A 13,718-nucleotide genomic window follows, 5' to 3' on the forward strand; every position below is an offset into this window, starting at 1 on the left:
GAGACCCACGTGCTGACCCACTTCGCCATCGCCCCCAGCGGTTTCAAGGAGTCCCTGTCCGCGCAGTCCGCGGCCGAGGCCATCGCCGAAGGAGTACGCCGCGTCGTCCCGCACGCCGAGACCGATCTGATCCCCCTGGTGGACGGCGGCGAGGGCACCGCGCGCGCCCTGGCCACCTCGGGCGGCGGCCGCCTGGTCGCGCTGCCCGCCACCGGTCCCGTCGGCCAGCGGATCGGCACGCACTTCGCGCTGCTCCCGGACGGTACGGCGGTCGTCGAGATGGCGGCCGTGGCGGGGCTCTCGCTCGTCCCCCGCGATCTGCGCGACCCGGGCGCCACGACGACGTACGGCGTCGGTGAACTGATCGGTGCCGCACTCGACGCGGGCGCCCGCCGCATCCTGGTGGGCTGCGGCGACTCCGGCACGTCGGACGGGGGCGCGGGAGCGCTCCAGGCACTCGGCGCCCGGCTCCTGGACGCGGACGGGTGGGAACTTCCGTGCGGCGGACGGGAGTTGATCCGACTGAGCCGCATCGACCCCGCAGGCCTTGACCCCCGCCTGCGGGACACCGAGATCCGCGTCGCCTGCAACCCCTTCAACGTCCTGACCGGTGAGCGCGGCGTCGCCCGCGTCTTCGGCCCCCAGAAGGGCGCCACGCCCACGCAGGTCGAACAGCTGGCGGCGGGCCTCGAGCACTGGGCGCACGTCCTGACCCGGGACCTGCACGCCACGGGGGACCTCGCCCTCGGCCCCGGAACAGGCGCGTCCGGCGGCCTGGGAGCCGGCCTCGCGGCACTCGGCGCCGCGCTGCTCCCCCGCTTCGACGTCCTCCTGGACCACCTGGACCTGAACGCCCGCCTGGCCCGCGCCGACCTCGTCGTCACCGCCGAGGGCGCGCTCGACCACCAGACGCCCCGCGGCAAGGTCCCGGCCGAAGTGGCGCGCCGGGCCAAGCGGTTCGGCCGCCCGGTCCTGGTCCTCGCGGGCACCATCGGCCAGGGCGCCCACCACGTACGGGCGGAGGGCGTGGACGCCTACAGCGCGATCCTGCCCGCGCCGGTCTCGCTCACCGAGGCGCTCGGGCGTGGCGGCGAATTCCTCACCGACGCGACCGAGCGGGCCCTGCGGATGATCGTCCTGGGCTCACGCCTGAAGGGGCGGGCCAAGGCTCAGGCGGCGTTGGTGTCCGGCACGCAACGCCCGTCCTCGGTGCGGTAGTTCCAGCGTGCGCCATCCGCCACGAGCTCCTTGACGGCGCGCACGAAACGCTCCACGTGCTCGTCCGGGGTGCCCGCGCCGAAGCTGACGCGGATCGCGTTCAGCGACTTCTCGCCGGGCGCGGCCTCGGGGGCACCGCACTCGCCCTGGGTCTGCGGGTCGCTGCCGAGGAGGGTGCGCACCAGCGGGTGGGCGCAGAACAGGCCGTCGCGTACGCCGATGCCGTACTCGGCGGAGAGCGCGGCGGCGAAGTGCGAGCTGTTCCAGCCGTCGACGACGAAGGAGATGACGCCGACGCGCGGCGCGTCGTCGCCGAAGAGCGAGAGCACCTTCACGGCGGGCACGTCGGCGAGGCCCTCGCGGACCCTCGCGATGAGGTGGCGCTCACGGGCGACGAGCTCGTCGAAGCCGGCCTCGGTGAGCGCCTTGCAGGCGGCGGCGATGGAGTACACGCCGATGACGTTCGGCGAACCGGCCTCGTGACGTGCGGCGGTGTCGTGCCACTCGACGTCCACGCCGCCGTCCGTGCGCCGCGCGACCTTGCGCGAGGCGCCGCCGCCCGCGAGGTACGGCTCGGCGGCCCGCAGCCAGTCGGAGCGGCCCGCGAGGACGCCCGAGCCGAAGGGCGCGTACAGCTTGTGGCCGGAGAAGGCGACCCAGTCGACGTCGAGCTCGCTGATGGAGACCGGGTGGTGCGGCGCGAGCTGCGCGGCGTCAAGGACGATGCGGGCGCCGTGCGCGTGGGCGGCGGCGGCGAGCTCCTTGACCGGCCACAGCTCACCGGTGACGTTCGAGGCGCCGGTCACGCAGACCAGGGCGGGCCCGTAGGGGTCACGGTCGGCGAGGGCGCGCTCCAGGGTGGCGACGGCCTGGTCGGCGGTGCGCGGGGCGTTCAGGTACGTCACGCGGGCGTCGCGCCAGGGCAGCAGCGAGGCGTGGTGCTCGGTCTCGAAGACGAAGACCTGGCAGTCGGCGGGCAGCGCCGCGGCGAGCAGGTTGAGCGAGTCGGTGGTCGAACGGGTGAAGACGACCTGGTCGTCCTCGCGGCAGCCGAGGAACTCGGCGACGGTGACGCGGCTGTTCTCGAACAGGTCGGTGGAGAGCTGCGAGAGGTAACCGGCACCGCGGTGCACGCTGCCGTAGTACGGCGCGTAGGCGGCCACGTCGTCCCACACCCGCTGCAGGGCCGGGGCGCTGGCCGCGTAGTCGAGCGCCGCGTAGGTCACCTCGCCGCCGGTGACGAGCGGCACGGTGACGTCACGGCCGAGGACGGGCAGCGGCGCGGCACAGCAGGGGTCGGCGGACTCGGCGGAGGCGGCTTCGGTGGTGGCGACGATGCGTGCGGACATGGCGAACTCCCGTGGGAAGGCAGGCGAGTTCACTGCGGATGCGCGCGTACGGCGCCGCAGTGACGAAGAAAAAGGGGGTGCGGAAAAGGGGCCGGAAAGCCCTATCGCATTCGCTTGCTCACGAGACTGCTCCCTTGAGGACCAGGACCCCAGGGGTACGACACTCATCGAGTGCGCAGGGGTCCGCGCTTGCCATACGCCTTGCTGCGTACGGCCTGGTCTTCACCCGGGGCACCCCGCCACGGACGGAGGGTTGCCGGACAGCGAGCCGGGGCCTAATCGCTGTCACTCATGACCTGCGCAGCATCTTGCCACACGATCTTCCCGGTGCCCACCGCAGTCCGGCATCCGGACTGCGGTAGGCACCACACTCACCTGTTGCTGGCGGCCACCCACAGCTCGAGGGCCTTCTTCGCCGCCCCGGAGTCGATCGCCTCGGCCGCCTTCGCGATGCCGGCGCCGATCTGCTCCACCAGGGTCCCCTCACCCGGCGAGAGGGCCACCAGGGCCGCCGCCGTGTTGAGCAGGACGGCGTCCCGCACAGGGCCCTTCTCGCCGTCCAGGAGGCGCAGCGCCACCTCGGCGTTGTACGAGGCGTCGGCGCCCCGCAGCGCCTCGACGGGGACGAGGTCGATGCCCACGTCCCGCGGGTCGAAGGCCTCCTCGCGCACGGCTCCGTCCCGCACCACCCAGACCCGGGAGGTCGACGTGGTCGTCAGCTCGTCGAGGCCGTCGTCGCCGCGGAAGACCAGGGAGGAGTTCCCGCGCTCGGCGAAGACCCCGGCCACGATCGGCGCCATCCTCGGGTCGGCGACCCCGACCGCCTGGGCCCGCACCTTGGCCGGGTTGGTGAGCGGACCGAGGGCGTTGAAGACGGTCCTGATGCCCAGCTGGCTGCGCGCCCCACCCGCGTGCCGCAGCGCCGGGTGGAACTTCACGGCGAAGCAGAAGGTGATCCCCGCTTCCTCGGCCACCTCGACGACCCGCTCCAGCGGCAGCTCCAGGTTCACCCCGAGCTTCTCCAGGACGTCGGAGGCTCCCGAGGCGCTGGAGGCCGCGCGGTTGCCGTGCTTGACGACCTTCGCGCCCGCGCCGGCGGCCACGATCGCGGACATCGTGGAGATGTTGACCGTCTTGGCGCCGTCGCCACCGGTGCCGACGATGTCGACGGTCCGCCCCGGCACCTCGATCACATTGGCGTGCTCGTACATCGTGCGTACGAGGCCGGAGATCTCCTCCACGGTCTCGCCCTTGGCCCGCAGGGCCACGACGAAGCCCGCGATCTGCGCGTCGGTCGCCTCGCCCCGCATGATGCGGTCCATGGCCCAGGCCGTGTCCTCGGTGCTCTGGTCACGTCCTTCGAGCAGGCCGTTCAGCACACCCGGCCAGGAACGGGCCGCCGCGGTGTTGCCTCCTGCGGGGGTCACAGCGCTCATAGCCGCTCCTGGGTTCGTCAGCGTAGGAAGAAAGCATCCCGGTACACGGGGACGGGAACACCTTATCCAGCCCGGGGGACGGCAAAGAGCCCCGTCCATGCACTGGATGCATGGGACGGGGCTCTCGCCGTGGCGACCGTGGTCAGAACGTCAGAGCGTTCGGAGGATCAGTGGTGGCCGTGGCCGCTGGTGATCTCCTTGTACTCCTCGGTGGTGGGCTTGGGGATCTGGTTGTCCTCCCCGTAGTAGCCCTTGCTGAGCTTGGCCCGGAGCTTCTGCGAACCGGACACCTTGCGCTCGACGCCGTTCTCGTCGACCGCGGGGCCGATCTCGAGCGGCGCGTACTGCTCATGCGCGGTGAGCGTGTGCAGCTGCTCCTGGTTGAGCGGCTCGTGGACCTCGATGAACTCACCGTGCGGCAGGCGCTTGATGATGCCCGACTCGCGGCCGTGCAGGACCTTCTCCTTGTCACGCCGCTGCAGACCCAGGCAGATCCGCTTGGTGATGACGAAGGCGAGGACCGGTGCCACGAAGAAGGCGATGCGCACGAACCAGGTGATCGCGTTGATCGACAGGTGGAAGTGCGTGGCCCAGAGGTCGTTTCCACCACCGATCAGCAGCACCATGTACCAGGTGATCCACGCGACGCCGAAGCCCGTACGGGTCGGGACGTTGCGCGGGCGGTCCAGGATGTGGTGCTCGCGCTTGTCGCCGGTGACCCAGGACTCGATGAACGGGTAGACCGCGATCGCGACCAGGACCAGCGGGAAGATCACCAGCGGGATGAACACGCCCAGGACGAGCGTGTGACCCCAGGCGTTGATCTCCCAGCCCGGCATGACACGGATCAGGCCTTCGGAGAAGCCCATGTACCAGTCGGGCTGAGCTCCGGTGGAGACCTGGTCCGGACGGTAGGGACCGAGCGCCCAGATCGGGTTGATCGTGGCGATCGCCGAGATGGCCGCGATCACACCGAAGACCAGGAAGAAGAAGCCTCCGGCCTTCGCCATGTACACGGGAAGCAGCGGCATGCCGACGACGTTCTTGTTCGTCTTGCCGGGACCCGCGAACTGGGTGTGCTTGTGGTAGAAGACCAGGATCAGGTGCGCCACCACGAGCCCGAGCATGATGCCCGGCAGCAGCAGGATGTGCACCGAGTAGAACCGGGCCACGAAGTCGCCGCCGGGGAACTCCCCGCCGAACAGGAACATCGCCAGGTACGTGCCCACGATCGGCACGGACAGGACGGCGCCCTGCATGAAGCGCACACCGGTTCCGGAGAGCAGGTCGTCAGGGAGCGAGTAACCGGTGAAGCCGGTGAACATGCCCAGGACGAACAGCAGGAAGCCGAAGACCCAGTTGACCTCGCGGGGCTTGCGGAAGGCACCCGTGAAGAAGACGCGCATCATGTGCACGAACATCGCCGCGAGGAAGATCAGCGCCGCCCAGTGGTGGATCTGCCGGATCAGCAGACCACCGCGCACATCGAAGCTGATGTGCATGGTCGAGTTGAACGCCTCGGACATCAGCTGACCCTGCAGCGGGATGTAGCTGCCGTGGTACTCCACCTCGTTCATCGACGGGTGGAAGAACAGGGTCAGGTACACACCCGTGAGGATGATGATGATGAAGCTGTAGAGGCAGATCTCACCGAGCATGAAGGACCAGTGGTCCGGGAAGATCTTGCGCATGTTGGCCTTGGCCAGGGAGTAGATCCCCAGACGTCCGTCGGCCCAGTCGGCGACCCGCTCACCGGCGGGCGCCTCCTTCTTACGCGTCTCAGTCGTCTTAGTGCTCATCCGCGCTCCCAGAAAGCAGGACCGACGGGCTCAGCGAAGTCGCCGAGCGCCTCGAGGTAGCCCTCTTCGTTCACGCCGATGCGCAGCTGCGGCAGCGCGTGACCGGCCGGGCCGAAGATCACTCGGGCACCGTCGGAGAGGTCGAAGGTGGACTGGTGGCACGGGCAGAGGACGTGGTGCGTCTGCTGCTCGTACAGGGAGATCGGGCAACCGACGTGGGTGCAGATCTTGGAGTACGCGACGACACCGTCGTGCGACCACTCGAGCTCCTGCTTGTCCTTGATGTTGTCCGGCTGGATCCGGACGATCATCAGGGCCGCCTTGGCGATCTCCTTCTGGAAGTCGTGATCGTGCTCCTCCAGGCCCTCGGGCTTGGCGAAGGTCAGCGAGCCGACCTGGACGTCCGACGGGCGCAGCGGCTCGTTCGTGTTCATGTTCACGAGCAGCTTGCCCTTGGCCCACAGGGTGTGCCGCAGCTTGTCCTCCGGCAGCGGACCGAGGTCGCGCAGCAGGACGACGCCGGAGAGCGGCACCATGGCGAGCGCGCCGAACATCGTGTTGCGGATCAGCTTGCGCCGGCCGAACTGCGACTCCGCGGCACCGGCCTTGAAGTCGGCCATGACCTTGGCCTTGACCTCGGGCTCGGCCTCGATGGGGTGCCGCTCGTCGGCGACCTCCACGTCGGACATCAGGGTGCGGGCCCAGTGGACCGCGCCCGCGCCGATGCAGAAGAGCGCCACGCCCAGGGTCATGCCCAGGGAGAAGTTCAGCGCGCTGATGTGGCCGATCGGCCAGATGTAGACGCGCTTGTCGACCGGGAACGCCACGTACGAGGCGATGAAGCCGATCGTGGCGAGCATCGACAGCGTGAACAGGAAGGCGACCGCACGCTCGGACCGCTTGGCGGCCCGCTCGTCGATGTCCTGGACACGGTGCTCATGGGGCGGAAGGCCCGGGTCGGCGAACGGGTTCTCGTCCGCGACCGCCACCGAGCCGTGCTCGGTCTCCTGCACGCTGGGCAGGTTCTCTTCTGATTTCTCTTGGCTACTCATGACTTCTTGGCCTTTGCGGTCCGAGCGGCGACCCACACGGCGACCGCGATCAGCGAGCCGAGACCGAAGATCCAGCCGAACAGGCCTTCACTGACCGGACCCAGGCCGCCCAGCTTGAGACCGCCAGGGCTCTCGGTCTGTTCGCCGTTGACCGCGTCGAGGTACGCGATGATGTCCTTCTTGTTCTTCTCCGGCATCACGGTGTCGGGGAAGGACGGCATGTTCTGCGGGCCGGTCTGCATGGCCTCGTAGATGTGCTTCGGGGAGACATCCTCCAACGAAGGAGCGAACTTGCCCTTCGTCAACGCGCCACCCTCACCGGTGAAGTTGTGGCACTGCGCGCAGTTGGTGCGGAACAGCTCGCCACCCTTGGCGATGTCCGCCCCGTCCGGGCTGTACTGCTTCTCGGTGGGGATGGTCGGGCCCGCGCCCAGCGAGGCGATGTACGCCGCGAGCTGGTCGATCTGGGCCTGGTTGTAGATGGCCTTCTTCTTCGGCGCCTGGGCGCCCGGCTGCTGGAGCGGCATACGGCCGGTGCTGACCTGGAAGTCGACGGCGGCTGCGCCGACGCCCACCAGGCTAGGACCGTCGGAGGACCCCTGACCGCCGGTTCCGTGGCAGCTGGAGCAGCCCACGGAGTACAACTTCTTGCCCTCGTCGATGGCGAGGGACTGGGCGGTGTCGTCGGCCTGCGCCTTGTCCGCGGGTGCGAACGCGGCGTACAGCCCCCCGGTGGCCGCCAGCGCGAGGAGTAGGACGACGACCGCCGCCAGCGGGTGGCGTCGTCGTGCGGAGAGCTTTTTCACGGATTACCCCGGTGTCAGGATCTTCTGCGTCGATGCTTCTGGAATGAGTCGGAACGTCGGGCCCGGCTGGGCCCGGCCCCGTTTACTTGATCATGTAGATCGTGGCAAAGAGACCGATCCAGACAACATCGACGAAGTGCCAGTAGTAGGACACGACGATGGCTGCGGTCGCCTGCTCATGGGTGAACCTCTTGGCCGCGTACGTCCTGCCGAGGACCAGCAGGAAGGCGATGAGACCGCCTGTCACATGCATGCCATGGAAGCCGGTGGTCAGGTAGAACACCGATCCGTACGGGTCGGACGAGAGCGAAAGGCCCTCGTGCTTGACCAGCTCGGTGTACTCGAAGACCTGACCGCCGATGAAGACCGCACCCATGATGAAGGTGACGATGAACCACATCCGGAGCTTCTTCACGTCACCACGCTCAGCGGCGAACACGCCTAGCTGACACGTGAGAGAGGAGAGCACCAGGATCGTGGTGTTCGTCGCCGAGAACGGGAAGTTCAGCGCGGACGCCATTTCCTTCCAGTGCTCAGGTCCTGTCACCGATCGCAGGGTGAAGTACATCGCGAAGAGGGCCGCGAAGAACATCAGCTCGGAACTCAGCCAAATGATGGTTCCGACGCTGGTGAGGTTCGGCCGATTGACCGGCGGGTGCGCGTGCCCGGTATCTACTGTCGTTGCTGTCGCCACGACCGACATTATGTCGGTCGCTTATCCCGCCCTCACCCCGGGGGGTGCCGTTCGGAGTGTCTGCGGGGTGTGTCCTGCCCGTATGGCCCATCGAAGGGCTGTCCGAACCGCTGTTGACGGGGTGTCCGGAGGAGTAGCATCCGCGCATCGGCCCCTGGCCGAGAGCCCCTCAACGAAGCGGAGGAACAATGCAGCCGACCGCCACGGTGCTGGTCTACAGCGACAACGCGAGCACCCGCGAGCAGGTCCGGTTGGCCACCGGACGCAGGCCGGCGGCGGACGTTCCCGCGGTCGAGTTCATCGAGTGCGCGACGCTGCCGGCAGTGCTGAAGGAACTCGACCGGGGCGGCGTCGACGTCTGCGTCCTGGACGGCGAGGCCACCCCTGTCGGCGGCATGGGGGTCTGCCGTCAGCTCAAGGACGAGATCTTCCGGTGCCCGCCCGTCCTCCTGCTCATGGGGCGCCCGCAGGACGCCTGGCTGGCCACCTGGAGCCGCGCGGAGGCCGCGGTGACCCTTCCGGTCGATCCGGTCGAGTTCGCGAACTCCCTGGCCTCGCTCCTGCGCGACAAGCTGGCCGTCCAGGCCTGACGCCACGGCAGAAGGCCCCGCGCCTCGGCCCGGGGCCTTCTGTGCTGTTCTGCGGAGCTGCTAGACCTGCGGCCGCAGCCGGGCCGCGTCGAGCGCCGTGGGGCCTTCCTTGGCCCCGCCGAGCAGCGCGCTGCCGTCCCGCCAGTTCTTCCAGCCGACGTTCCAGTCGCCGAAGCCGTTGCCGAACGGGTCCATGTCCGCGCCGTTGCTGTTGACGACCCGCACGATGTCGCCCTGCCGGACGGTCTCGTAGAACCAGGCGGCGTTGCCGGTGCTCATGCCCGTGCAGCCGTGGCTGGTGTTCGCGTTCCCCTGCGAGCCGACCGACCAGGGGGCGGCGTGCACGTACTCACCTGAGTCGGTGACCCGCGTCGCGTAGTAGACCATCTTGTCGTAGAAGTCCGATGCGCCGATGCTGGCACTGGTCATACGTACGGAGTACTCCTTGCCCAGCACCACCTTGACGCCGTTGCGCGTGGAGTAGCCGGGCTTGCCCGTCGTCACCGGGATGGAGTTGATCTCCTCGCCGTTGCGGTAGACGGTCATCCAGTGCGAACCGGCGTCCGTCACGGCCTCGATGCGGTCGCCGATGGTCATCCGCAGCGGCTTCGCTTCGCCGCCCCAGAGCTTGTCGCGGACCTTGATGCCCGCGAGGTTGCTCCGGACGTTGACGGTGGCGCCCACGGGCCAGTACTCCTTGGGCCGGTAGTGCAGCGTCTGGCTGTCCACCCAGTGCCACACGCCCTTCGTGGCGGGCTGCGTCTCGACCTTCAGCGAGCGCTCCACGATGGCCCTGGCCTTCTTGTCCTTCACCTTGGCGCTGAGCTTGGCCGTGACCGGCTGCCCCACCCCGTACTTGCCGGATTCGGGGCCGAAGGTGACGTCGAGCCGCTTCTTCTTGGCCGCCTCGTTCGTCTCGAACGTCAGGACCTTGCGGCCTGGTGAGCCCTCCTCGTCCTCCGTGCTGACGCGCACCGTGTAGTGCGCGCCCGCCGCGAGAGGCTCCGTGCTGTGCCAACGGGCGCCGTCGGCGGCGAGTTCACCCGCCACGTACCGCCCCTGCGCGTCGGTGGCCGTCACGTCGGTGATGCGCCCGTCCTCGCCCTGGGCGGTCACCTCCAGGGGCTTGTCCGGATCCGCCTTCTGACTGCCCACCGGGCCGTTGAAGGCGATCTGGCCGGCCGCGTCGTACGGCTTCGCCGAGAGCGGATGGCCGTCGGAGCTGCCGCACGCCGTGGTTCCCACCCCGAGGGCGGCCACCAGCAAGGTGCAGCTCAGTACCGTGCGGATTCGCGGTGAGTGGCTCATGAACTCACGGTATGGACGTTCCTCGGCTCCGGCGCGCCGAGTGACCCGTACGAGTGTCAAGCGCGACACGCCGAAAGGGCCCGGACGCTCCTGACGGAGTGTCCGGGCCCTTCGGTGGAGCGGGAGGTCACAGACTCACTGGGTCTGGTTCTCGCCCCGGTAGTACTCGAAGACCCAGCCGAAGAGGCCGATCATCAGGATGGGGGCCGAGAAGTACAGCAGCCACCAGCCGAAGACGACGCCCATGAAGGCGAGCGCGCCACCGATGGCCAGCGAGAGCGGCTGCCAGCTGTGCGGGCTGAAGAAGCCCACCTCGCCGGCCTCGTCCGCTACGTCGGCCTCCTTGTTGTCCTGTGCGGCCGCGTCGACACGCCGGGCCGTGAAGGCCAGGTAGTAGCCGATCATGATGCACAGACCGAAGGCCAGGAACAGTGCGGTCGTACCCGCGGGCTCCTTCGACCACCAGCCGTAGACGATCGCCATGACGAGCACGAAGACGCTCAGCCAGATGAACATCTTGCCTTGGACCTTCACTTGCCGGCCTCCTTGCCGCCCGCGAGCGCCTTGTCACCGTGGCCGCTGTTCTCGAGCTGGTCGAGAGCCGCGATCTCAGGGTGATGCAGGTCGAACGCCGGGGATTCGGAACGGATCCTCGGCAGGGTGAGGAAGTTGTGCCGCGGCGGCGGGCAGGACGTCGCCCACTCGAGCGAACGGCCGTAGCCCCACGGGTCGTCGACCTCGATCTTCTTGCCGTACTTGGCCGTCTTCCAGATGTTGTAGAAGAACGGCAGGATCGACAGGCCCAGCAGGAACGAGGAGATCGTCGAGATCGTGTTCAGGGCGGTGAAACCGTCGGCCGCGAGGTAGTCCGCGTAACGACGCGGCATGCCCTCGGCGCCCAGCCAGTGCTGCACCAGGAACGTGCCGTGGAAGCCGATGAACAGCGTCCAGAAGGTGATCTTGCCGAGCCGCTCGTCCAGCATCTTGCCGGTGAACTTCGGCCACCAGAAGTGGAAGCCGGAGAACATCGCGAAGACCACGGTGCCGAAGACGACGTAGTGGAAGTGCGCGACCACGAAGTACGAGTCGGAGACGTGGAAGTCCATCGGCGGCGAGGCCAGGATGACGCCGGTCAGACCACCGAAGGTGAAGGTGATCAGGAAGCCGACGGCCCAGAGCATCGGTGTCTCGAAACTCAGTGAGCCCTTCCACATCGTTCCGATCCAGTTGAAGAACTTCACGCCCGTTGGCACGGCGATCAGGAACGTCATGAAGGAGAAGAACGGTAGGAGCACGCCACCGGTGACGTACATGTGGTGCGCCCACACGGTCACGGAGAGACCCGCGATGGCGATCGTCGCGCCGATCAGACCCATGTAACCGAACATCGGCTTACGGGAGAAGACCGGGATGACCTCGGAAATGATTCCGAAGAATGGCAACGCGATGATGTACACCTCTGGATGGCCGAAGAACCAGAAGAGGTGTTGCCACAGCAACGCGCCGCCGTTGGACGCGTCGAAGATATGGGCGCCGAATTTACGGTCCGCCTCCAGGGCGAACAGCGCGGCGGCCAGAACCGGGAAGGCCAGCAGGACCAGAACCGCGGTCAGCAGGACGTTCCACACGAAGATCGGCATCCGGAACATCGTCATGCCGGGTGCGCGCATGCAGATGATCGTGGTGATGAAGTTGACCGAGCCGAGGATCGTGCCGAAGCCGGAGAAGGCCAGACCCATGATCCACATGTCGGCGCCGATGCCCGGCGAGCGGACGGCGTCCGACAGCGGGGAGTAGGCGAACCAGCCGAAGTCGGCCGCACCCTGCGGGGTGAGGAAGCCGGCCACCGCGATGAGCGAGCCGAAGAGGTACAGCCAGTACGCGAACATGTTCAGCCGCGGGAACGCCACGTCGGGCGCGCCGATCTGCAGCGGCATGATCCAGTTCGCGAATCCGGCGAACAGCGGCGTCGCGAACATCAGCAGCATGATCGTGCCGTGCATCGTGAACGCCTGGTTGAACTGCTCGTTCGACATGATCTGCGAGCCGGGACGAGCGAGTTCGGCGCGCATGAAGAGCGCCATGACGCCGCCGATGCAGAAGAACGCGAACGACGTGACCAGGTAGAGCGTGCCGATGGTCTTGTGGTCGGTGGTCGTCAGCCACTTGATCACCACGTTGCCCGGCTGCTTGCGCCGTACCGGCAGCTCGTCCTCGTACGAGTCTTCTGCTGCCGCGGCACCCTGAGGTTCGTTGAGGATGCTCACAGGTTGTTCGTCTCCCGGTTCTTCTCGTGCTTCGTCTGCTCGATGCCGGCCGGGATGTAACCGGTCTGGTTCTTCTTCGCCAGGTCCTCGAGGTGCTTCTGGTAGCGCTCGGGGGAAACGACCTTGACGTTGAAGAGCATCCGGGAGTGGTCGACACCGCAGAGCTCGGCGCACTTGCCCATGAAGGTGCCCTCCTTGTTCGGAGTCACCTCGAAGGCGTTCGTGTGGCCCGGGATGACGTCCTGCTTCATGAGGAACGGCACCACCCAGAAGGAGTGGATGACGTCACGCGAAGTCAGCACGAACCGGACCTTCTCGCCCTTGGGGAGCCAGAGGGTCGGACCGGGGTTGCCGTTCTGCGGGTTCCGCTGGCCGGGCGTACCGACGTCGTAGACGCCACCGGCGTTGGACGGGAACGCATCTCGGAACTTGTCCGGGATGGCCTCCAGCTCCTTGGCAGACTTCGCGTCTCCCTTGTCGGAACCCGGCACGTCCTCGATGTAGTTGAAGCCCCAGCTCCACTGGTAGCCGACCACGTTGACCGTGTGGGCGGGCTTGTCCTCGAGAGCGAGGAGCTTCGTCTCATCACGTGCCGTGAAGTAGAAGAGCACCGAGACGATGATGAGAGGCACCACCGTGTAGAGCGCCTCGATGGGCATGTTGTAACGCGTCTGCGGAGGTACCTCGACCTTGGTGCGGCTGCGCCGGTGGAAGATGACACTCCACAGGATCAGACCCCAGACCAGCACGCCCGTGGCGAGCGCTGCCGCCCACGAGCCCTGCCAGAGGGAGAGGATCCGGGGAGCCTCCTCCGTTACGGGGGTGGGCATACCAAGGCGGGGAAAGTCCTTGTATGTGCAACCTGTCGCGGTTGCCAAGATCAGGCCCGCAGTCAGCACCTGCGGCAGCTTCCGCCGCATCGGGCGCCGCGACGAGCGGTCGGAGCCGTTGGGACTCACGTAGCGCCTTCCCGAGAGTCTCGGCCCGCGCGGTCGGGTGCGGCCTTCTCGGTCGTCGGTCGCCGCCCTGCGGCGGGCAGGGGTTTGGATGTTTATGCGGGCCAAACCTTACTGGACGCTATTTGGGGTCGCGCGGGGAGGGTGCCTAACGCGCCGCGGGTCACTCCGAAGGGTGGGCGCCCTGCCTGCGGCTGCCTTCTGACGGGGGGTCGGCTGCCCACCGGCTGGGCGGAACCTCTC

12 protein-coding genes and 1 riboswitch are annotated in these 13,718 nt (G+C 67.9%); of the genes, 2 read left to right on the forward strand and 10 right to left on the reverse strand.

Translation table 11 applies throughout. The features are described from left to right. The first annotated feature begins 9 nt into the window (after positions 1-9). Complete coding sequence (locus tag ACWGIH_RS31615) at positions 10-1,218, forward strand: glycerate kinase family protein (RefSeq protein ID WP_453450540.1); 1,209 nt, start codon at positions 10-12, stop codon at positions 1,216-1,218. On the opposite strand, the gene ACWGIH_RS31620 is transcribed toward ACWGIH_RS31615, so the two are convergent. From ACWGIH_RS31620 to ctaE, 6 genes are all read right to left on the reverse strand, one after another. Then, entirely contained in the window at positions 1,170-2,567 is a 1,398-nt protein-coding gene (locus tag ACWGIH_RS31620; RefSeq protein ID WP_453450541.1) for an aminotransferase class V-fold PLP-dependent enzyme, read from the reverse strand. The two genes, ACWGIH_RS31615 and ACWGIH_RS31620, sit on opposite strands and share 49 nt — an antisense overlap. A 180-nt stretch (positions 2,568-2,747) precedes the next feature. Continuing rightward, positions 2,748-2,864, reverse strand: a riboswitch (SAM riboswitch). 74 nt (positions 2,865-2,938) lie between these two features. Continuing rightward, entirely contained in the window at positions 2,939-4,003 is a 1,065-nt protein-coding gene (trpD, locus tag ACWGIH_RS31625; RefSeq protein ID WP_453450542.1) for an anthranilate phosphoribosyltransferase, read from the reverse strand. A 167-nt stretch (positions 4,004-4,170) separates the two neighbouring features. Then, complete coding sequence (gene qcrB, locus ACWGIH_RS31630; protein WP_453450543.1) at positions 4,171-5,802, reverse strand: cytochrome bc1 complex cytochrome b subunit; 1,632 nt, start codon at positions 5,800-5,802, stop codon at positions 4,171-4,173. After that, positions 5,799-6,854: a cytochrome bc1 complex Rieske iron-sulfur subunit gene (qcrA, locus tag ACWGIH_RS31635; protein ID WP_453450544.1), complete on the reverse strand. Its 1,056-nt coding sequence runs from the start codon at positions 6,852-6,854 to the stop codon at positions 5,799-5,801. The genes qcrB and qcrA overlap by 4 nt, the downstream gene beginning before the upstream one ends. Continuing rightward, a complete protein-coding gene (gene qcrC, locus ACWGIH_RS31640) occupies positions 6,851-7,660 on the reverse strand; it encodes a cytochrome bc1 complex diheme cytochrome c subunit (RefSeq protein WP_453450545.1) in 810 nt (269 codons plus the stop codon). The genes qcrA and qcrC overlap by 4 nt, the downstream gene beginning before the upstream one ends. Positions 7,661-7,742: 82 nt before the next feature. Further along, positions 7,743-8,363, reverse strand: coding sequence for an aa3-type cytochrome oxidase subunit III (ctaE, locus tag ACWGIH_RS31645; protein WP_363208291.1), 621 nt, complete (start codon positions 8,361-8,363; stop codon positions 7,743-7,745). Between the two features lie 179 nt (positions 8,364-8,542). Here ctaE and ACWGIH_RS31650 point away from each other — a divergent pair, with 179 nt between their 5' ends. Continuing rightward, entirely contained in the window at positions 8,543-8,944 is a 402-nt protein-coding gene (locus ACWGIH_RS31650; RefSeq protein WP_453450546.1) for a hypothetical protein, read from the forward strand. A gap of 60 nt (positions 8,945-9,004) precedes the next feature. Here ACWGIH_RS31650 and ACWGIH_RS31655 read toward each other — a convergent pair whose 3' ends face one another. The 4 genes from ACWGIH_RS31655 to ctaC form a co-directional block, all read right to left on the reverse strand. Next, complete coding sequence (locus ACWGIH_RS31655) at positions 9,005-10,252, reverse strand: Ig-like domain-containing protein (RefSeq protein ID WP_453450547.1); 1,248 nt, start codon at positions 10,250-10,252, stop codon at positions 9,005-9,007. Between the two features lie 135 nt (positions 10,253-10,387). Beyond that, a complete protein-coding gene (locus ACWGIH_RS31660) occupies positions 10,388-10,786 on the reverse strand; it encodes a cytochrome c oxidase subunit 4 (protein ID WP_363208294.1) in 399 nt (132 codons plus the stop codon). Continuing rightward, positions 10,783-12,519: an aa3-type cytochrome oxidase subunit I gene (ctaD, locus tag ACWGIH_RS31665; RefSeq protein WP_453450548.1), complete on the reverse strand. Its 1,737-nt coding sequence runs from the start codon at positions 12,517-12,519 to the stop codon at positions 10,783-10,785. Before ctaD ends, ACWGIH_RS31660 begins: the two co-directional genes overlap by 4 nt. Next, positions 12,516-13,478, reverse strand: a complete 963-nt coding sequence (gene ctaC / locus ACWGIH_RS31670; RefSeq protein WP_451202813.1) for an aa3-type cytochrome oxidase subunit II — start codon at positions 13,476-13,478, stop codon at positions 12,516-12,518. The genes ctaD and ctaC overlap by 4 nt, the downstream gene beginning before the upstream one ends. Positions 13,479-13,718 lie beyond the last annotated feature (240 nt).

Source organism: Streptomyces sp. NPDC054872 (genome assembly GCF_053610705.1).

Coding starts and splice junctions, on each gene's coding strand:
- qcrA (WP_453450544.1), bottom strand. CDS start 6,854: ATGAGTAGCCAAGAGAAATCAGAAGAGAACCTGCCCAGCGTGCAGGAG.
- ctaE (WP_363208291.1), bottom strand. CDS start 8,363: ATGTCGGTCGTGGCGACAGCAACGACAGTAGATACCGGGCACGCGCAC.
- ACWGIH_RS31620 (WP_453450541.1), bottom strand. CDS start 2,567: ATGTCCGCACGCATCGTCGCCACCACCGAAGCCGCCTCCGCCGAGTCC.
- qcrB (WP_453450543.1), bottom strand. CDS start 5,802: ATGAGCACTAAGACGACTGAGACGCGTAAGAAGGAGGCGCCCGCCGGT.
- trpD (WP_453450542.1), bottom strand. CDS start 4,003: ATGAGCGCTGTGACCCCCGCAGGAGGCAACACCGCGGCGGCCCGTTCC.
- ACWGIH_RS31650 (WP_453450546.1), top strand. CDS start 8,543: ATGCAGCCGACCGCCACGGTGCTGGTCTACAGCGACAACGCGAGCACC.
- ACWGIH_RS31655 (WP_453450547.1), bottom strand. CDS start 10,252: ATGAGCCACTCACCGCGAATCCGCACGGTACTGAGCTGCACCTTGCTG.